This is a genomic window from Fictibacillus sp. 7GRE50 (assembly GCF_015903875.1).
Classification (GTDB): domain Bacteria; phylum Bacillota; class Bacilli; order Bacillales; family Fictibacillaceae; genus Fictibacillus; species Fictibacillus phosphorivorans.
On sequence record NZ_JACZDW010000001.1, the window covers coordinates 194,194 to 213,816 of the forward strand.

Genomic DNA, 19,623 nt, shown 5'->3' on the forward strand with positions numbered 1-19,623 from the left:
ATCCTCGCAGTTTTTATACATGTGACTTTAAATTGATTTCCATCTCTTTAAGGATTCCAGGTCTAACACTTTCTATCGCAGAAGCTGCAATCTCAAGAGCATCTTCATACTGATAATTTCGAAAAGCGATCTCTGCTTCAATCAATCGAACGGATACAGATTGATAAGAACTTCTGAATCTATTGCCGTACTGTATGAGCTTCTCAGCTAAGAAAGCATTCTCGATCATCTTAGACGTTTCATCGTAACCTTCGTTTACTGCTTCGTGCGCTTTGTTTAGTACATAAGAAACATCTGACATTTCAAGAGGCTTCTCATCCAGCTTTTTAGAAACTTCGATGATATATTCTTCTGCCTTCCCGATCGTGATCAAGTAGTGTTCCGGTAATCCAGGAAGGTTGCTCTTTTGTACCATTCTTCTTGCTTCGAGCAGTTTCTTTCTTAGTTCTCTTAAGCTTTGTTTCGTTTCAAGCTCATCTTTTCTTAAGTTATGAAGCATTTCTTCATATACTTTCTGAGAACGCTGCAGTTCTTCCATCTGCTTTTGCATCTCTTCCATCATCTCTCGAATAACTGAATAAGATTCTCTTTTTTCGTCTATTGAATCTTCAATGATTAAGAAACGACTCTGTAGCTTGTGAAACAGTTTTTCAATCTTCTTTTGCATTTCTGCTTCATTTTGTTCGATCAAGTAAGTAGAAGAAACAATTTGGGTCTCTTGCTTTAAATTCTCAATTCTATCTTGAAGATCTTGAATGGAAGAGAAAAAGATTTCTCTTTCACTAATTACAAATTGCTTAGAATGCACTTCGTTTTCGAGCATTTCATAGAGCTGATCCATTTTCTGAACCGTTTCGTCCATATCTCTTTGAGCACTCTCAAGCTCCAAATCTAACACTCTGTTCAACGCTTGTTCGTTAAGATCTTTCAAAGAACTGATCTCTTTTTCAATACCGATATGATGTAGAACGTAGCCTTGCTGTTCCATCTCAGTAAAACCTGCACTTAATTCTTTCAGTGAATTTGGTATATCCGATTGAAGGATCACTAGAAGTTCAGGAACACCCTGCATCTTCGTTTTACAGTCTGAAATACGGTTTAAACTCTCTACAAGTCTTTGTCTAGCTTCTAGATGGCTTCCTTGTACAGTAAGTGATTCAAATGTTTCAAACAGTGCTTTAATCTCATCCAGCTCTTTATCAAAAATTGGTGCTGTCTGACCAAGTGCGCGGATATGTGTTAAATAGTACTTCTTTGTTTCTTGCAGCTTTTCTTTCGCTTCAACGATCTCTTCTCGATTTAGTTCCTCACTCGTAACTAACTCATTAATCTCTGAAGTAATCTCTTTAATTCGCAATTCAATTTTTTCTAATGATTGGCTAACCCCAGCTAAAATAGATCTAGCTTTTTTAAAGCGGTACTTATCTGTATATTCCTCAGCGTCGAATAAGTCTTCTTCTAAATTAGGAAGTTGAGCCGTTACCATCTCATCCCATTCTTGACGCCACATTTCAAATTTTTCTTCCGTTTCCCCAATCATCGCCATACCCTTAACTTTTGAAATCTCTTCTGTTAATGGGCGATTCATAATTTGCATTTTCCATGCTTCGAGTCGATCAATTTCTTTATACACTCTTCGGCGTGACATGGCACCGTACAGGATCAATGCTAGGAATGTAACGATGGCAATGACTATGTATATCATCAAAGGCACCCTTTCTATCTGTTCAAATTTCTATATGGCCTACATTATGTATTCGTATGTTTAAATCGCTTTACCGATCTAATTTAGTTTTTATTCTATAAAAATTGCAGTTTAATGCTTTTATGATAACATGTAAACAAACATTTGACGCAAAAAAATTGCATAATCTGATAATTTTTTTCCAATTTAATGAAGATTTTGTCGAAAGGAGGAGTAAGAAAGATGTACTATGATGGACATGTCCATACGCCTTTTTGTCCCCATGGGTCACTAGACACATTTGAAATGTATATCGAAAGAGCTATCTCTTTAGGTATGAAAGGTATTACCTTTACAGAGCATGCCCCGCTCCCTCATACATTTACCGATCCTACTCCCACAAAAGACAGTAGCATGACACACGAACAATTAGGAAGTTACTTTAACACTTTGAGAGAAGTTAAGAAATTTTATAAAAGTAAAATAGAGATTTTTACTGGATTAGAGATTGATTTTATAGATGGATATGAAGACGAGACGAATACGTTTCTTAAAGAAGTTTGGCCAGAGCTCGATGATGCCATTCTCTCTGTTCATTTTCTAAACGTCAAAAATAAGCACTACTGCATGGATTATGATGAGAATGTATTTAAAGAATTGATTGAACAGTCGGGTAGCCTTTCTGCTGTCTACTCCCTATACTTTCAAACGGTTAGAAGATCAATCAGTCATTCATTTGGGAAGCATCAGCCAAAAAGGATTGGTCATATCACATTAGCTAAGAAGTTTCAGACACTTTTCCCTCCAGATTTTAGTTATGAAAAGGAAGTAGAAGACATTTTAACAACCTTGTCTGAACGTAAAATGTATTTGGATTATAACGGGGCAGGTGCTGTTAAGCCTTATTGTTTGGAGCCTTACCCTTCAGATTGGATCATAAATGAAGCACAAAAAAGAAAAATCCCTCTCGTCTATGGGTCTGATGCCCACAGTGCTAAGGGACTCGGTCAAGGATTTGATCAATTAGTAGCAACAGCAACATTAACTTCCCCACTTCTCTTGAATAGAGCCGAATAACGGCTTTTGAACAGCAGACAGTAGGGGATTTTTTCTTTCAGGAAGACAAACACATTTATCAAACCAGTTCATCATCCATTTTTTATAAGGTTGGATGAACGTCTCTGTTTCAGCACTGATCTGATACACTTCAGCTAAATATAGTGGATGCAAAAATGGTAGCATCATCATATCCTTGAACTGAATAGTTAAAAAGTCCACAGGCTGCCTTCTGAATTCTTTTTTCTTCATCCCTTTTTCAAACAAAGTTTGCAAAAAGTATTTTTCTTTTACTAAGTAGGTAGACATGAGTTCACGTACCAATGTTGAATCAAGCGTCATCTCACGATAGACAAAGCGTGCAAGAGGAAGGTTTCGCTGTTGATAGATCAACAATGCTTCTACTATTTCAATAAAACTCCCTTTTACTGTTGGAGAGCTCGATGTATGATAGATGATTTCAATCCTTCTGATATACCCTTCAAAAAATGAAGTGATCAACTCTTCTAGAAGACCTTTCTTTCCTCCAAAATGGTACGAAATTAAAGCGATGTTCACACCAGCTTTTTTTGCTATCTGCCTAACGGTCGTTCCTTTAAATCCTTGGCTTGTGAAAAGAGCAATCGCAGCCTCAGCTATTTTCAGTTTCGTTTCCATCGGATCTGTCTTCATTTTCTTCCACCGTCCTTCCCTCTTGTATAAAATTCTTGGGCGGAAGACATAAACCTTTAATAATCGCTCGACAAATAAGGGCTTTTGGGTGTATAGTTCAACATTATTTGATAGGATAGAATAAACAATTTATCAGGTTTGGAGGAATCTTGATGTTTTCCGTTCAGCAATATAGCACAGACAGAAATGAGGGGTATTCTCTTCTGTTAAAACAACTTTCTGCTTTACTTGAGGGTGAAACAAACGCTACTGCGAATCTTGCAAATGCTTCTGCTTTACTGAATCAATTCTTAGACAGAGTAAACTGGGTCGGATTTTATACACTTGAAGTAGAGACGAACCAATTAGTTCTTGGACCCTTTCAAGGGCTTCCAGCTTGCGTAAGAATACCTCTTGGAAGAGGAGTATGCGGAACGTCCGCTCAAAACCAAGAAACATTAGTAGTAAAAGATGTTCATGAGTTTCCTGGACATATCGCCTGTGATGCAGCTTCTCAATCCGAGATCGTTGTTCCGTTAGTTAAAGACGGCCAGCTCCGAGGAGTTCTAGATATTGATAGTCCAGAGAAGGAACGATTTGATGAGATTGATCAAGAGAACTTAGAAAAGTTCTGTGAGGTTTTACTTCGATATATCTAATTTCTCTTACCTATTAAAGAAGCCCTGCGCCGATATAAGCGCAGGGCTTCTTTTGTTTATAACGCTCATCTAAAAGGTGTTGCTTTCATTACAGTTGATTGGAGTGGTAGGTGCGTGTCTCCTGCCCAGCGGAAAGCGAGCAGCTTGGAACGGAAATCGACTACTTCCAGAAGCAACAAAGTTTAAGAAAACAGCCTTTTATAAAGAATCTAAACTTTGTTCTATGTCACCCCAAATATCTTCCCATGCTTCTAAACCAACCGATAAGCGCAGAAGCTGATCACTGATTCCCATCTGAAGACGATTCTCCTCAGGTACGACAGCGTGCGTCATCGTAGCAGGATGCTGGATGAGTGTTTCTGCATCTCCAAGACTAACTGCGATTTTAATGAGTCTTAATGCATTCATGAATTTTTGTGCGACCACTTTATCTCCTTTTATTTCGAAACTGATCAGACCGCCCGCGTTTAACATTTGTTTGTTCGCAAGCTCGTATTGAGGAAAATCAGAATCACCCGGATACAAAACTCGATTTACAGCAGGGTGTTTCTTTAACAAGTCTGCCAGCTTTTTTGCATTATCACAATGACGGTCCATTCGAACAGGAAGTGTTTTGATTCCTCTTAAAAGCAACCAGGCATCAAAAGGAGACATTACTCCACCAATATCCTTTTGAGTGGTCATAGCAAGATGGCTCATCAATTCTTGCTTTCCAACCGCTAGACCTCCTATTACATCCCCATGTCCACATAAATATTTCGTGGCACTGTGCAAAACGATATCACAGCCTAATTCAAGTGGACGCTGTAGATAAGGAGAGGAAAACGTATTATCTACAACTACTGGAATATTAAATTCTTTTGCAATTCTTGCCACCATACTTAAATCAACAAGTTTCATCGTCGGGTTTATCGGAGATTCAATATATATGACTGTTGTATGGTCGTTAATTGCTGACCGTATTGATTCCTCATCGTTCATCGAATGAAAGTTGTGTGTAATATGATACTTTTCTTCCATAAGCTGAAGCAGGCCAAAGGTACAACCATAAACTCCTTCAGAACAGAGGATATGATCACCTGTTTTCGTTAAACCGAGAAGAATAGCTGACACGGCAGCCATACCGGAACCAAACGCTAGACCTTTCTCCCCCTTTTCCATCGCTGCTATTCGCTCTTCTAACATCGCGACGGTAGGATTGCTAAGTCTAGAATAGATATATCCTTCCTGTTCACCTGCAAACCGTGCTGCACCCGTTTCAGCACTGTCAAATACAAAAGTTGAAGTTTGAAAAATCGGAGGAGCCAAACTCCCATTATGTTGTTCTGCATTATACCCTTTGTGAATCACATCTGTTTCAAAGCGTTTTGTGTCCATTTTTACTTCTCCTTTGAAGGCAATATAAAATGTAAGCGCTTTCTTAAACATATCATATATGAATTTTCATGTTTTTACAATTTGTCCCTGAAAATGTTTTATGTATTTATAGATAGAGTTGACACGGTATAACAAAAAAGCTTATACTATTCTTTGTGTAAAATAAGCGGCACTGTGTCCATCATTTGTTTTTATTTTGTACCCTGGTTTTCATTAATCCGGGAACATCTCGTAGCTTCATGGCTGCTGAAGTGAAGATGTTTTTCATACAAAATATGCTCATGAAAAGGCCATAGTCACTGTTGTTGTTTTAACACAAACAAACATGTGAAGGAGGAGTCTATAATGGCTCGATATACAGGTTCAACATGGAAAGTTTCTCGTCGTCTTGGAATTTCTCTAAGCGGAACTGGGAAAGAACTTTCTAAGCGTCCATACGCACCAGGACAACATGGTCCAACTCAACGTAAAAAAATCTCTGAATACGGTTTACAATTACAAGAGAAGCAAAAGCTTCGTTACATGTACGGTGTAAACGAGCGTCAATTCCGCCGCATTTTTGATGATGCTGGTAAAATGACTGGTATCCACGGTGAAAACTTCATGATTCTTTTAGAATCTCGTTTAGATAACGTAGTTTACCGTCTTGGTCTTGCTCGCACGCGTCGTGCTTCTCGTCAACTAGTAAATCACGGTCACATCACAGTAAACGGAAAGCGTGTTGATATCGCTTCTTACCGTCTATCTGCTGGAGATGTAATCGGTGTTCGTGAAAAATCTCGTAACTCATCTGCTATTAAAGAAGCGATCGAAGTAAACAACTTCGTACCTGATTTCTTAACATTTGATGAAAACAAATTGGAAGGTACTTTCACTCGCTTACCAGAGCGTTCTGAACTTCCTGCTGAGATCACAGAACAACTTATCGTTGAATACTACTCTCGTTAATAAGAGTGAAGAAACCCCTAACACCTTTTCTAAAGGCATTAGGGGTTTTTCTTATTTTGTAGACCTATAGAAGTTCCTTAAACTTACTTGCCTGTGACTCCAACTGTCTCGCAGAAGTTTCGATACCTAAGAACTCTTGCATCGCTTGTTCGATCAATTGTTTGTTATTCGTTATCCCTTCTTGCGATCGGTGAGTCACATCATTGATCTTGTTTATCTCGCCAGTGATTCCTGAAATATGTGCATTCACTTCTTGGATAGAGTCTTGCACGCGATTAGCCAGTTTTCTAACCTCAACCGCCACAACGTTAAATCCTCTTCCATGATCACCAGCTCGAGCTGCTTCTATAGCTGCGTTCAACGCTAACAAATTGGTTTGTGCCGCAATTTCACGAATCGTTTTTACAATATCTTCTATAGAAGTAGCTTGCTTTTTCAGAGATTCTAATATAGATAAATTCTGTTGGGATTCAGACACTAATTTTTCGGTAGATAATGAAATCTCATTACTTTTCTTTAATCCTTCTTCCGCTCGTGTAAGCAATTCTAGGGACATCTGTTGTAGGTCGGAAGCAACCCTGATCGTATTATTTTCTCTATTCGTAATATCTGTTGCAATCTTTACCACAGCTGTCACTTTATGATTTTCATCCAGAACAGGTGTATACGTAGCTTCTAACCAAATCAAACGCTTTGACTTCGTTACACGTTGAATCTTTTCTTGAAATGTTTTACCTTCTCTTAGACTTCGCCAAAACCGATCATACTCACCGCTTCGCAAAAACTCTTCTGTGCAAAATTGCTTATGGACCAAAAACGGCATCTCATCAACATGGTATTCCACCGTTGTTGCAAAATTTTCATTTGCCCATAGTACTTTTCCATGAGGGTCAAATTCAATCATGGCTACTGATCGATCAATCGCTGCCAGTACAGCACTTTCATTCAATACTTGTGAGCTCTTCGTAGAACTGTTGTTGCTTAATGTAATCATTGATGCATCCCCATTTTTTAGTATTTATTTCTAATATTATACTACTAAGGAACTAATTACTAACGAAATGTTCTATAGATATAATAAAAAAATCCACACATCATACTGTGTGGATTTCGGCTTATTATTAAATGAGTAAAGTATGAATCAATCTACTTCTTTCCCCATACTTTCTTGTAAAATGTAGAACCATTGCTCGCGTGTTAGCGGTAAGTTTGCTGCATTTATCGCTGCCTCAATACGATTCATTTTTCCGCTACCAACAATCGGCATGACCTGTGCCGGGTGATTCAACAGCCATGCATAAGCTACTTCATCAATAGATGAGGCTTCTGTTTCACTAGCGACTATTTCTATAGCCTTTTTCACTCGTACCGCTTTTTCATCTTTTCCATTAAACAATCTTCCTCCAGCAAGCGGAGACCAAGCCATCGGTCTAACTTTTTCTTTTTGAAGGTGATTGATCGTGCCATCAAAGAAAGACTGTTCATGAAGAACGGACAACTCGATCTGATTCGTTACAAGTGGTCCATCATACTCATTTTGCAGCATTTCCATTTGTTTAGGTGTGAAGTTAGAAACACCGAAATGTCTCACTTTCCCCTCTTTTCTTAAGATGTGAAACGCTTCTGCTGTTTCAGCTGGGTCCATAAACGGATCTGGGCGATGAATCAATAGTACATCTACAAAGTCTGTGTTCATTTTTTTCAATGAATTTTCTGCAGAAGCGATGATGTGTTCTTTACTCGTATCATAAGATTTAATCGTATGATGTGGACGGTTTTCAGAAATGAGTTTAATACCACACTTAGTCACGATTTGCATTTCATGTCGTAAGGATGGTTTAAGAGCTAGGGCTTGTCCAAACAGCTCTTCACACATGTAATTACCATAAATATCAGCATGATCAAACGTTGTAATTCCTGCCTCTATACATCTTTCTATAAGTGAAAGAAGCTCTTCGGGAGAGAGATTCCATTCTGCTAAACGCCAATGTCCGTGAACGATCTGTGAAAACTGAAGGTCTTCTGCTAATTGAATTCTTTTCACAACAAACACATCCTTTAATAAAATTAGATAGGAACCCTGCTACGATTGGGTTCCTATCCTTCATTTTAATATCTGATCAACGTGTATTTTTTCTTTCCGCGACGGATGATCACAAACTTATTTTCAATGCGGTCTTTTTCACCAATCATATATGCTGTATCTTGAATCTTTTCACCGTTGATTGATACAGCTCCGTTTGTTACATCTTCTCTTGCTTGCCGTTTAGATGGAGAAATCTTCGCATCAACAAGCAGATCTACAATGTTTAAGTCCTCCGTATTCGTTGCGTTAAATGACGGAACATCCTTGAAACCTTGCTCGATCTCAGCAGCCGTTAAGTCAGACAGATTTCCACTGAAGAGTGCTTCAGTGATTTTTACTGCTTGTTTGTATGCTGCTTCACCGTGAACTAAAGTTGTTACTTCTCGTCCTAACGCTTTTTGCGCCTCACGTTTTTCTGGCGCTTCAGCTAAGGATTTTTCAAGAGCTACAATTTCTTCTTTAGATAAGAATGTAAAGTATTTTAGCCAGTTGATTACATCAGCATCTGCTGCGTTTACCCAGAACTGGTAGAACTCGTATGGAGTCGTTTTTTCTGCATCTAACCAGATCGTTCCTGATGCTGTTTTACCAAACTTCGTTCCATCCGCTTTTGTAATTAACGGAATCGTTAGTCCGAAAGCCTTTTCTTCCTCGCCAGAACGACGAATCAATTCCATACCAGCTGTAATATTCCCCCACTGGTCACTTCCACCTATTTGAAGTTTTACGTTTTCTTTTTGGAAGAGATTAAGAAAATCATACGATTGTAAAATCATGTATGAGAACTCGGTAAAAGAGATACCCGCTTCTAATCGAGAGTCAACAGAATCCTTGGCAAGCATGTAATTAACTGAGAAATTCTTTCCAACGTCACGAAGAAACTCGATCATCGTAAGTTGACTTAACCACTCATAGTTATTCACTGTCTTAGCAGGATTGTTTTCTCTTTCAAAATCAAGAAGTCTAGAAAGCTGATTTTTAATTTTATTTGTCCATTGAACAACAATCTCAGCTTCGTTCAATGTTCTTTCTGTTTGTCTACCACTTGGATCACCAATCAAACCTGTTCCACCGCCAACTAGCGCAAAAGGTTGATGTCCAGCTTCTTGAAATCGTTTAAGTGTAAGAATCGGTAACAGGTTTCCAATGTGCAGGCTGTCTGCAGTTGGATCAAATCCGCAATAAAGCTTTACGATTCCGTTTTCAAGTTCTTTTTGCAATCCCTCTTGATCTGTTACTTGATTAAGAAGACCTCTAAATTCTAGATCTTGTAGAATATTCATTCCTATCTTTCCTTTCGTTGTTTAATGACAATAAAAAAAGTCCCTCTCCAGTTGGAAAGGGACGTGATGACAATCTCGCGGTACCACCCTAATTAAAAGCCCCAAAAAAAGGCTTTTCACTTCATTTCGTAACGGTTTTATCCGTTCTCTGCTACTTAACGTTCACAGAGACAGCTCCAGGAGGTAATTCACAGCATGCCTTTGCACTGGTTCGCATCAACCACCAGCTTTCTGAAACAGGGAGACACCTGCTACTCATTCCTATCTTCGCTTTCAACATATAATAATCTTCATTTATTTTTACCACATAGTTGAATTTCATGTCAATCTTCATCTTCAAAAACGGTGTTCTATCATAAATCGACCTTATGTTATAATACACGAGGGGGAGGGATTACCAAATGATGTCTCGTTTTGATGAATTGAAGCAAAAATGGGAGAAATTTGTCCACTTTTTGAAAGAAAAAGGAATTATTCGAACAGCACGAATTACATATAACGTCACATGGAACATGTTCTTGATCGTAACTGTATTACTTATCCTCGGTGGTGTTTTCGCAGCAGGTGTAGGAGCTGGTTTCTTCGCTTCTCTTGTAAAAGACGAACCCGTGCGAGCTCACACTTCTATGAAAGAAGATATCTACAACTATGAAGAAACGAGTACCGTATACTTTGATAACGATCAATACATGGGTAAACTTCAATCAGATTTAGATAGACAAGAGGTTAGTTTAAAAGATGTTTCTCCTTTTGTCATAAAAGCTGTTATATCTACAGAAGACCAATACTTCTATGAACACGAAGGTGTCGTACCAAAAGCTATCTTACGCGCCATGTATGAAGAGTTTTCTGGTGCTCCAATCGTTACAGGAGGAAGTACTTTAACTCAACAGCTTATTAAAAATCAAATTCTAACGAATGAAGTTTCATTCGATCGAAAAGCAAAAGAGATTTTATTAGCTATGAGACTTGAAAAAGTACTTAAGAAAGATGAGATTCTGGAAGCATATTTAAACATAGTACCTTACGGAAGAAATTCATCAGGTCGAAATGTAGCAGGAATACAAGCTGCTGCAGAAGGAATTTTCGGCGTTCCAGCTTCTAAGCTAAATCTAGCTCAATCGGCATACTTAGCTGGACTTCCAAAGAACCCATTCGTATATACGCCATTCAGTAATGGAGGAGTACCTAAAGAGGACATCTCTGCAGGAGTTAAACGAATGCAAACCGTATTAAATAGAATGCTATCTGAAGGCTCAATCACGCAAGCCGAGTATGATGAAGCAATGAAATATGATATTAAAAAGAATCTTACGACTAAACAGCAATCATCATATGAAAAATACCCAGCATTAACAGTTGAAGTTCAACGTCGTACGGTTGAAGTTTTAGCAAAAGTTCAAGCAGAAAAAGATGGTAAGAACTTTGATAAACTTACACCAGACGAACTAAAGGAATACAAAGACAATGCTAGAATTCAAGTTCGTCAAAAAGGGATAAAAATTCATACGACTATTAACCAAAAAATATATGACGAGATGCAAGCAGTAGTAGCAAACGATAATCTTTTTGGTCCAGCTAATGAATACGTTAATGGAAAGAAATTAGACAAACCAGAACCGGAAGAGGTTGGAGCTTCTTTAATAGACAATAAGTCTGGAAAAATAATTAGTTTCGTAGCAGGCCGTGACTTCAATCGTGAGCAAACCAATCATGCTACATATATGAAACGTCAGAACGGCTCTACAATGAAACCGTTGCTCGCTTATTCTCTAGCACTTGAAACAGGTAAAGTGCAACCAGGTTCTATCGTTCCCGATACTCCAATACAATTTGGTTCTCATCCAATAGGTAACTGGGATGGGAAATATGATGGTCTTGTTTCTGTTAGACACTCTATGAAATGGTCAAGAAATACACCTGCAGTTAGAAGCTATATGAGAGTGAATACCGATGAGGCACTTAACAGATTAGAAAAAATGGGCGTATCTTCACTAAGTCCTAATGATAGAGGAGCACCTGGGCTTGCTATCGGAGGAATGACAAACGGTGTTACTGTCGAGGAAAATACAAATGCATTTGCCACTTTTGCTAACGGCGGTAATTTCGTAGATGCATACATGATTGAAAAAATAGAATCAAACAATGGTGAATTAATCTATCAGCATAAAGCAAATCCTGTTCAAGTTTACTCGCCCCAAACATCTTTCTTATTGTTAGATATGATGCGTGACGTTGTAAATGGTGGTACTGGGAATAATATTAATCGTTATCTTTCCTTTAGCACTGATTGGGCAGGGAAATCAGGTACAACAAATGATGATTATGACTCTTGGTTTGTAGGAACAAATCCAAACGTTTCCCTTGGAGTATGGATTGGATATGATACACCTGATTCACTAGCTAAAGGGAACGGCGGTACTGGGAAAAGAAATCAACGAATTTGGTCCCTACTTGCTAACGCAGCTTATAAGCATTCACCACAATTAATGGATCCTGAAAAGCAATTCGCAATGCCTTCAGGAATCGTACGTCGTGAGATCTGTGGAATATCGGGTAAACTGCCTTCTGATCTTTGTCGAAGTGCTGGACTCGTAACGACTGATCTGTTTAATGCGAAGTTTACACCTAATGAAGTGGACGACACACTCACAAAAGGTCGTTATGTGCTTGTAGGCGATGCGAAGTATAAAGCACTTCCTTCGACACCACAAGAGTTCACAAAAGATGGTGTTCTGATTAAGGAAGAGTTCCTACGCGAACTTGGATTAGAAGCGCTAAACAAATTAACGAATACAACGAATCTATTGAACAACATTGTTCCTGAAAAAGAGTTAAAAGAGAACGGTAAAGTTCCTTCCGCTGTTGCGGGCGCAAAAATGTCGGATGGCGTGCTTTCTTGGGCGTCACATGGAGAAAATGATGTAATTGGTTACCGCATCTATCACTCTTCAGATGGTACATCATTTAAGAAGATCGGTTCTGTAACCGCTGATAAAACTTCTGCAAAAGTTCCTGCCGGAGTCGTTTATATTACAGCAGTGGATATTGCTGGCAAAGAATCTCCCGCACAGACAAAAGTTCAGGTCGGTGAAAAGAAACCACCAGCTGAGCCACCAACACCTCCAACAGTAGGAGATGGAGATAAGCCTGATGAGCCACAAGATCCACCGCCGCCACCAACTGAACCTACAGATCCTGGCACTGGTGATCCGCCACCAGCCACAACACAAAACAATAATAAGAAAAAACCCTCGAATTGATTCGAGGGTTTTTCATTGTTATTAATCTTCCATCGTAGAAAGATCACCTGTCGGTAGATCAAGCTCCCACGCTTTAAGAACACGACGCATAATCTTACCACTTCTTGTCTTCGGAAGCTTATCACGGAATTCTATTTCACGTGGTGCCGCATGTGCAGCAAGACCAGCTTTTACAAAACTACGGATTTCCTCGATCAGCTCATCACTTGCTTCATAGCCAGAACGAAGGGCGATGAACGCCTTAATAATCTCGCCTCGAACAGGATCGGGTTTTCCGATAACACCGGCTTCCGCAACAGCAGGGTGTTCTACGAGTTTACTTTCCACTTCAAACGGCCCGACTCGTTCTCCAGAAGTCATGATAACATCATCAATTCTACCTTGGAACCAGAAGTAGCCATCTTCATCCATATAAGCAGAATCTCCGGAAACATACCAACCACCTGGCGTGAAATATGAATCATATTTTTCAGGATTGTTCCAGATTGCTCGCATCATGGACGGCCATCCTTTTTTGATAGCTAGATTGCCCATACGATATGGTGGTAAGATGTTATCTTGGTCGTCAATGATCGCTGCTTCTATCCCTGGGAACGGTTTACCCATCGAACCAGGTTTAATTTCCATCGCTGGGTAGTTGCTGATTAACTGACCACCTGTTTCCGTCATCCACCAGTTATCATGTATCCGTAAGTTAAACACCTTCATTCCCCATCTAACGACCTCGGGGTTAAGAGGTTCACCTACACTTAAAATATGTCGAAGTGAAGACATATCAAATTTCTTTACCACTTCGTCTCCAGCGCCCATCAACATACGAAAAGCAGTTGGAGCACTGTACCAGATCGTTACACCATAATTTTCAATCGTTCCATACCAATCTTCAGGTGAGAAACGCCCCCCGCGAATGACACTTGATGTACCGTTCAACCATGGCCCGAATATGCCATAAGAAGTTCCTGTCACCCAGCCCGGATCTGCCGTACACCAGTAAACATCATCTTCTTTTAGATCAAGTACCCATTTTGAAGTTTGGAAATGCTGAAGCATCGCATTATGAACATGAAGCACACCTTTTGGTTTACCCGTCGATCCAGACGTATAGTGAAGGATTAATCCATCTTCACGATCCACCCATTCAATATCTAGATCCTTCGATGCTTTTTTCATACGATCAAAATAATTTACATATGGTCCCTCTTCTTTAATATCTTCTCCTACCAAAATAACATTCTTCAATTTTGGCAGTTGATCAACCGGGACACGCTCTAAAAGCGCTGGCGTGGTAACAAGCACTTTTGCCTCACTATCTTCAAGTCTATCTCTTACTGCTCCCTCCATAAATGCTTCAAACAATGGGCCAACGATTGCTCCGAGTTTGATCGCACCAAGGAATGCGAAGTAAAGTTCAGGTGAACGCGGCATGAAAATGAAGACGCGATCTCCTTTTTCAACACCTATTTGGCGTAACATATTCCCCGCTTTGTTAGACATCTCTTTCATGTCTTTAAACGTATACTTCTCATCTCTTTTTTGATCTGAAAAGTAGAGTGCTACTTTGTTTTTACGATGGGATGCTGCATGACGGTCTATAGCTTCATATGCCATATTAACTCGTCCTGTCTTGTGCCAGGAGAATTCTTTTTCAATGTCTTTCCAATCAAATGCTCCGTATGTAGCCTCATAATCTTGTAGATTAAAATCACCTTTTATAATCGGAAGCGCTTCCAGTTTCATTGCCAAATCTCCCTTCCCTTTTGGATATCCCTTTAATTATATCATATTATCTAAATTTTTTAACTTATTAGAACTATCTATAAAAACCGTTATGTAAACCCTTACAACATGGTTTTATGATGTATAATAGAAGTTGGAAACCAACCTAGGTGGTGTAAAAATGAAACATACGAAAACATACAACTGTGTAGCACTAAAAACGAGTCATGGAACCATTACCGTCGAAGGACCTGTATCAGCAGAAACGTTAGAAGGTCTTTCTTTCCATGAAGATCTAAAAGCATTCAGGCCAGCTCAAGAGCAAAAAAAAGCAGTTACCGAAATCGCGAGGCTAGTCGAAGGAAGAATCATTATCGCAAGAAATAAAGATACCATAGTCGGTTATGTTACATATGTCTATCCTGATCCATTAGAACGCTGGTCAGAAGGAAACATGGAAAATCTATTAGAACTAGGTGCGATAGAAGTCATTCCTGATTATCGAAACTTTAAAGTTGGAAAAACACTATTAAAAGTTTCCATGATGGATGATGCCATGGAAGACTATATTATTATCACAACAGAATACTATTGGCACTGGGACTTAAAAGGAACGAAACTATCCGTTTGGGATTACCGAAAAGTCATGGAAAAGATGATGAATGCAGGTGACCTTGAGTATATGGCAACAGATGATCCTGAAATTAGTTCGCACCCAGCCAATTGTTTGATGGTCCGTATCGGAAATAGAATCGACTTAGACACGATTCAACAGTTTGACCGGCTGCGTTTTAAGAATCGTTTTATGTACTAATAAACTATTAGGATGTTTTTCTTTTACTTCATATGCAATTTGATTGAAGCGCAAGGTTGCCGACTCCTATGGGACGAGCGGTCAGGTGGAGACTCCTAAAGGCGTATAACGGCAGGAGGCTCACCGCACGCCCCATGGAAAGCGAGTAACCTGGAGCGGAAATCAACTACTTTCATGAGCAACAGTGTATACGAAAACAGCATAATAAAAACATCACTTTATAGAGAGAAATCAAATGGGAGTGTTACATATGATCGTTCAAAATATGATGCAAAAGAATGTTGTAACGATTCATGAAAGCGAGACGATCGGTACAGCCATTCAACTAATGCTAGAAAAAGATGTTCGAAACTTGCCTGTCATTGATAACAACGGAGATCTACTAGGACTGGTTACAGATCGTGAAGTGAAGGATGCCAGTCCATCTATTTTTCACCAAAACGAACATCCAGAAGATTTTGAGAAGCCTGTTTCAAGCATTATGAAACAAGCTACCTTTTCAGCTCATCCTTTCGATATCGCAGAAGAACTTTCCACGATTTTTTATGAACATAATGTAAGCTGTATTCCTGTACTTGAAGAGACGAAGTTAGTTGGTCTAGTAACTGAACGAGAGATGCTTCATGCTTTTATCTTATTAACAGGTACTCATCAACCGGGGTCTCATCTAGAGGTAGCCGTCCCGAACGAGTCTGGTGAACTGGCTAAGGTTGCGAGTGTGTTGAAAGATTTTCACTTGAACATCAGCTCGGTCCTTGTCTATCCGTCTCATAATGAGCGAGAAAAGATTATCGTATTTCGCGTTGGTACGATGAACCCGCTTCCGGTCATCGAACACTTGATTGAAAACGGCTATGAAGTGAAGTGGCCACCTGTTCCGGGTGAACGCGATGAAAAATGATTCCGTTTTTGTTTATTCACCAGATCTTTTAGGATATAAGTTCAGTGACACCCACCCTTTCAATCAGCTTAGAGTACAACTTGCTTATGAGTTGTTAAGAGATTCAGGGTGTTTGGATGACGATCAGATTGTCTTACCTAGACAAGCGACAGATGAAGAGATCATGATGATTCATGATTCAGGGTATGTGGAAGCCGTAAAGCAGGCTGGAAAAGGACAACTTAACCGTGAGATCGCTCTAAACTATGGACTTGGTACAGAAGATACACCCATATTCCCAAATATGCATGAAGCCAGCAGCTGGATCGTCGGTGCTACTCTTACAGCTGTAGATCATGTCATGGAAGGAAAGTCCAAGCATGCTCTTAGCCTCAGCGGTGGACTTCATCACGGTTTTAGAGGCAAAGCTTCTGGATTCTGTATCTACAATGACAGTTCAATCGCAATCGAATATATGAAACGAAAATATAATGCACGTGTTTTATATGTCGATACGGATGCCCATCATGGTGATGGTGTGCAGTGGGCTTTTTATGATGATCCAGATGTTTGCACACTTTCCATCCACGAAACAGGACGCTACTTATTTCCTGGAACAGGATCAATCCATGAAAAAGGAGCTGGAAAAGGGTATGGCTTCTCCTTTAATGTTCCTGTTGATGCCTTTACAGAAGATGAATCCTTCTTAGAGTGCTATGAAAGAAGTTTGTGGGAAGTGGCAGATTTTTTCAAACCGGACGTCATCATTACCCAAAATGGTGTTGATGCTCATTATTATGACCCTTTGACTCATTTGTCCGTAACGATGAAAACGTATACTGAAATTCCAAGGATCGCAAAGAAAGTCGCCGAAAAATATTGCGGCGGCCGCTGGATTGCAACAGGGGGTGGCGGTTATGATATTTGGCGTGTCGTTCCGAGGGCTTGGTCTTACCTTTGGTGTGTCATGAACGATCAAGCACCTTCCGGACAGATAGCAGAGAACTGGCTAAAGCGTTGGACGAGCGAGGCGAAGTATCCGCTTCCTCCTACATGGGAAGATGAATCTGGAATCTATAAACCGATTCCAAGAAAAGAAGAGATCACATCAAAAAACAGAGCAACATTGGAAAAAAGCTTATATTCCATTAAAAAGAGTTCATAAAAAAAGAGGACTATACCGTTTAGTCCTCTTTCTTTATACTTTTTGAGCCGGAAAACAGCTGTTCAAGCCATATTTTCTAACGAACATGTTCATAATTTCACGGTAATCAAAAATATATCCACGGTAAATAGAATTAAATTCACGGTAATGTAAATTAATTTCACGGATAAAAATTTTTAACCACTTTTCGACAAATCCATAAGACCTCATGACCCTCAACCAAAAAAACTGACCCGTCCATTGACGGGTCAGTTCTCCAAAGTCACATTCTATAATGATTCTATAATGCTTTCGACCATGTCTGACGAACGACGTGCAGCTAATGCGGTGAATTCAGCAAAGCTAGCTGGCGCTTCACCGTTTGCTTTATCAGAGATCGAACGGATGATCACGAACGGTACTTCATTTAAGAATGAAGCCTGAGCCACTGCTGACCCTTCCATTTCAATGCAAGTTCCATTGAAAAGAGCAGAATATACTTCAACCAGTTCTCGATCAGCGATAAACTGATCACCGCTCAGTACTTTTCCGATCTTCACTTTCGGTCCTTGTAATCTTTCTGCTGCTGTTTCTGCAAGTTTTACTAACTGAGCATCTGCTTTAAACTCAGAATCAAACGCGAACATCGGAATCGTTCCTTTTGGAAAGTCAGGGCTCAATGCAGATGCATCCATATCGTGCTGCATCGCACTTGATGAGATTACAATGTCTCCTACTTCAAGTTCAGGATCAAGTGCACCTGCTACTCCTGTAAAAAGAACATGAGTAACTTGAAAGCGATCGATAAGAATCTGTGTGGTAATCGCTGCGTTAACTTTCCCTACACCAGACTTACATAAAACGATCTCTTTGTTATGATGTGTACCTTCATAAAATTTATTTTGAGCAAAAACGCTCTCCCCATAAATATCCAGTGCTTCTTTCATATAAACGATTTCCTCGTCCATCGCACCGATGATGCCAATCCTCACTTCGCCCACCTCAACACTTCGTTATTGTTTTGTAGAATCTCTGAATTGAATACGATGAGGCAATACTACCGTATGTTCTTCAACTGTTTCTTTGTTCATTAGTTTTGTTAACAAGCGCATCGCTACAGCTCCGATATCATACATTGGCTGAACGACCGTTGATAATGTCGGACGCACCATCGTAGCAAGTCTTGTGTTGTCAAACCCGATCACTTCAATATCTTCTGGCACGCTCAAACCTCGGTCTTGTGCACCATGGATCACACCTAGTGCCATTTCATCCGTACCTACAAAGACAGCTGAAGGTTTGTTTCCACTGTCTAAGAAGCTTTCAATCGCTTCAATTCCAGAATCATATGTGTATTCACCAACGAATACTTGACTTTCATCAACCTTCTTACCGTGCTCTTCTAACGCTTTACGGTAACCGTTAAATTTGTAATAACCGTTGATCGGATCTTCTAATGGGCCAGTTACCATCGCAACAGAAGAATGACCTTTTTCAAGCAAGTGAGAAACTGCTTCATAAACAGCATTTTGATAATCGATGTTTACAGATGGAACTTCTTCGTTCATATCAACAGTAGCAGCCATTACGATCGGAACTGCCGCACGCTTGAATTCCTCTACATGCTCTTCTGTGATCTTCCCGCCCATAAATACAATTCCGTCCACTTGCTTACCTAGTAAAGTGTTTAACAGATGGATCTCTTTGTCCTTGTTCTGATCAGAGTTACAAAGGATAATGTTGTATTTATACATGGTGGCAATATCTTCAATCCCACGAGCTAATTCCGCAAAAAAGATGCTAGAGATATCCGGAATGATAACGCCGACCGTTGTTGTTTTCTTGCTTGCTAATCCCCTTGCTACTGCATTCGGGCGATAACCTAATCTTTCAATCGCTTCAAGTACTTTCTTTCTAGTAGATGGCTTGACGTTTGGGTTTCCGTTAACAACACGAGAAACCGTTGCCATTGAGACACCTGCCTCACGAGCTACATCATAAATTGTTGTATTCAAAAAAAATCCTCCTTATATACTGCATATCCGACAGCTATGTAATGCTA

At 39.6% G+C, this 19,623-nt stretch carries 16 protein-coding genes and 1 other annotated feature; of the genes, 7 read left to right on the top strand and 9 right to left on the bottom strand.

Features of this window, described 5'->3' with window-relative positions:
* Positions 1-13 precede the first annotated feature (13 nt).
* Positions 14-1,705 (bottom strand): septation ring formation regulator EzrA, encoded by a 1,692-nt coding sequence (ezrA, locus tag IHV12_RS00920; RefSeq protein ID WP_197131642.1) that lies wholly within the window; start codon positions 1,703-1,705, stop codon positions 14-16.
* A gap of 222 nt (positions 1,706-1,927) precedes the next feature.
* On the opposite strand from ezrA, the gene hisJ reads away from it, so the two are divergent.
* Positions 1,928-2,761, top strand: a complete 834-nt coding sequence (gene hisJ / locus IHV12_RS00925; RefSeq protein WP_197189580.1) for a histidinol-phosphatase HisJ — start codon at positions 1,928-1,930, stop codon at positions 2,759-2,761.
* On the opposite strand, the gene refZ is transcribed toward hisJ, so the two are convergent.
* Positions 2,726-3,412, bottom strand: a complete 687-nt coding sequence (gene refZ, locus IHV12_RS00930; protein WP_231618368.1) for a forespore capture DNA-binding protein RefZ — start codon at positions 3,410-3,412, stop codon at positions 2,726-2,728. The two genes, hisJ and refZ, sit on opposite strands and share 36 nt — an antisense overlap.
* A 152-nt stretch (positions 3,413-3,564) precedes the next feature.
* Between refZ and IHV12_RS00935 the strand changes: the two genes are divergently transcribed.
* Entirely contained in the window at positions 3,565-4,050 is a 486-nt protein-coding gene (locus IHV12_RS00935) for a GAF domain-containing protein (protein ID WP_197189581.1), read from the top strand.
* Positions 4,051-4,248: 198 nt separating this feature from the next.
* Here IHV12_RS00935 and megL read toward each other — a convergent pair whose 3' ends face one another.
* Positions 4,249-5,427, bottom strand: a complete 1,179-nt coding sequence (megL, locus tag IHV12_RS00940) for a methionine gamma-lyase (RefSeq protein WP_197189582.1) — start codon at positions 5,425-5,427, stop codon at positions 4,249-4,251.
* A gap of 345 nt (positions 5,428-5,772) precedes the next feature.
* Between megL and rpsD the strand changes: the two genes are divergently transcribed.
* Entirely contained in the window at positions 5,773-6,375 is a 603-nt protein-coding gene (gene rpsD, locus IHV12_RS00945) for a 30S ribosomal protein S4 (RefSeq protein ID WP_191751958.1), read from the top strand.
* Between the two features lie 64 nt (positions 6,376-6,439).
* Here the strand turns inward: rpsD and IHV12_RS22975 are convergent, their stop codons facing one another.
* From IHV12_RS22975 to tyrS, 3 genes are all read right to left on the bottom strand, one after another.
* On the bottom strand, positions 6,440-7,369 hold the full coding sequence (locus IHV12_RS22975) for a methyl-accepting chemotaxis protein (RefSeq protein ID WP_197131651.1): 930 nt from the start codon (positions 7,367-7,369) through the stop codon (positions 6,440-6,442).
* A 147-nt stretch (positions 7,370-7,516) separates the two neighbouring features.
* Positions 7,517-8,419 (bottom strand): aldo/keto reductase, encoded by a 903-nt coding sequence (locus IHV12_RS00955; RefSeq protein ID WP_197131653.1) that lies wholly within the window; start codon positions 8,417-8,419, stop codon positions 7,517-7,519.
* 65 nt (positions 8,420-8,484) lie between these two features.
* Positions 8,485-9,744, bottom strand: a complete 1,260-nt coding sequence (gene tyrS, locus IHV12_RS00960; protein WP_197131655.1) for a tyrosine--tRNA ligase — start codon at positions 9,742-9,744, stop codon at positions 8,485-8,487.
* Between the two features lie 54 nt (positions 9,745-9,798).
* Positions 9,799-10,021: a binding site (T-box leader), on the bottom strand.
* A 124-nt stretch (positions 10,022-10,145) separates the two neighbouring features.
* Here tyrS and IHV12_RS00965 point away from each other — a divergent pair.
* Positions 10,146-13,007 carry a transglycosylase domain-containing protein gene (locus IHV12_RS00965; protein WP_231620605.1) on the top strand — a complete coding sequence of 954 codons (2,862 nt, stop codon included), beginning with the start codon at positions 10,146-10,148 and terminating at the stop codon, positions 13,005-13,007.
* A gap of 21 nt (positions 13,008-13,028) precedes the next feature.
* On the opposite strand, the gene acsA is transcribed toward IHV12_RS00965, so the two are convergent.
* Positions 13,029-14,744, bottom strand: a complete 1,716-nt coding sequence (gene acsA, locus IHV12_RS00970) for an acetate--CoA ligase (RefSeq protein ID WP_197189583.1) — start codon at positions 14,742-14,744, stop codon at positions 13,029-13,031.
* Positions 14,745-14,904: 160 nt separating this feature from the next.
* Here acsA and IHV12_RS00975 point away from each other — a divergent pair, with 160 nt between their 5' ends.
* The 3 genes from IHV12_RS00975 to IHV12_RS00985 all read left to right on the top strand — a co-directional run bounded on the left by IHV12_RS00975 (position 14,905) and on the right by IHV12_RS00985 (position 17,582).
* A complete protein-coding gene (locus tag IHV12_RS00975; protein WP_197189584.1) occupies positions 14,905-15,537 on the top strand; it encodes a GNAT family N-acetyltransferase in 633 nt (210 codons plus the stop codon).
* Positions 15,538-15,787: 250 nt separating this feature from the next.
* A complete protein-coding gene (locus IHV12_RS00980; RefSeq protein ID WP_197189585.1) occupies positions 15,788-16,438 on the top strand; it encodes an acetoin utilization AcuB family protein in 651 nt (216 codons plus the stop codon).
* Positions 16,428-17,582, top strand: a complete 1,155-nt coding sequence (locus tag IHV12_RS00985) for an acetoin utilization protein AcuC (protein WP_197189586.1) — start codon at positions 16,428-16,430, stop codon at positions 17,580-17,582. Before IHV12_RS00980 ends, IHV12_RS00985 begins: the two co-directional genes overlap by 11 nt.
* Before the next feature lie 269 nt (positions 17,583-17,851).
* Here IHV12_RS00985 and IHV12_RS00990 read toward each other — a convergent pair whose 3' ends face one another.
* Positions 17,852-18,553 carry a 5'-methylthioadenosine/adenosylhomocysteine nucleosidase gene (locus IHV12_RS00990; RefSeq protein ID WP_197131667.1) on the bottom strand — a complete coding sequence of 234 codons (702 nt, stop codon included), beginning with the start codon at positions 18,551-18,553 and terminating at the stop codon, positions 17,852-17,854.
* A gap of 21 nt (positions 18,554-18,574) precedes the next feature.
* Positions 18,575-19,576, bottom strand: a complete 1,002-nt coding sequence (gene ccpA, locus IHV12_RS00995; RefSeq protein ID WP_197131669.1) for a catabolite control protein A — start codon at positions 19,574-19,576, stop codon at positions 18,575-18,577.
* Positions 19,577-19,623 lie beyond the last annotated feature (47 nt).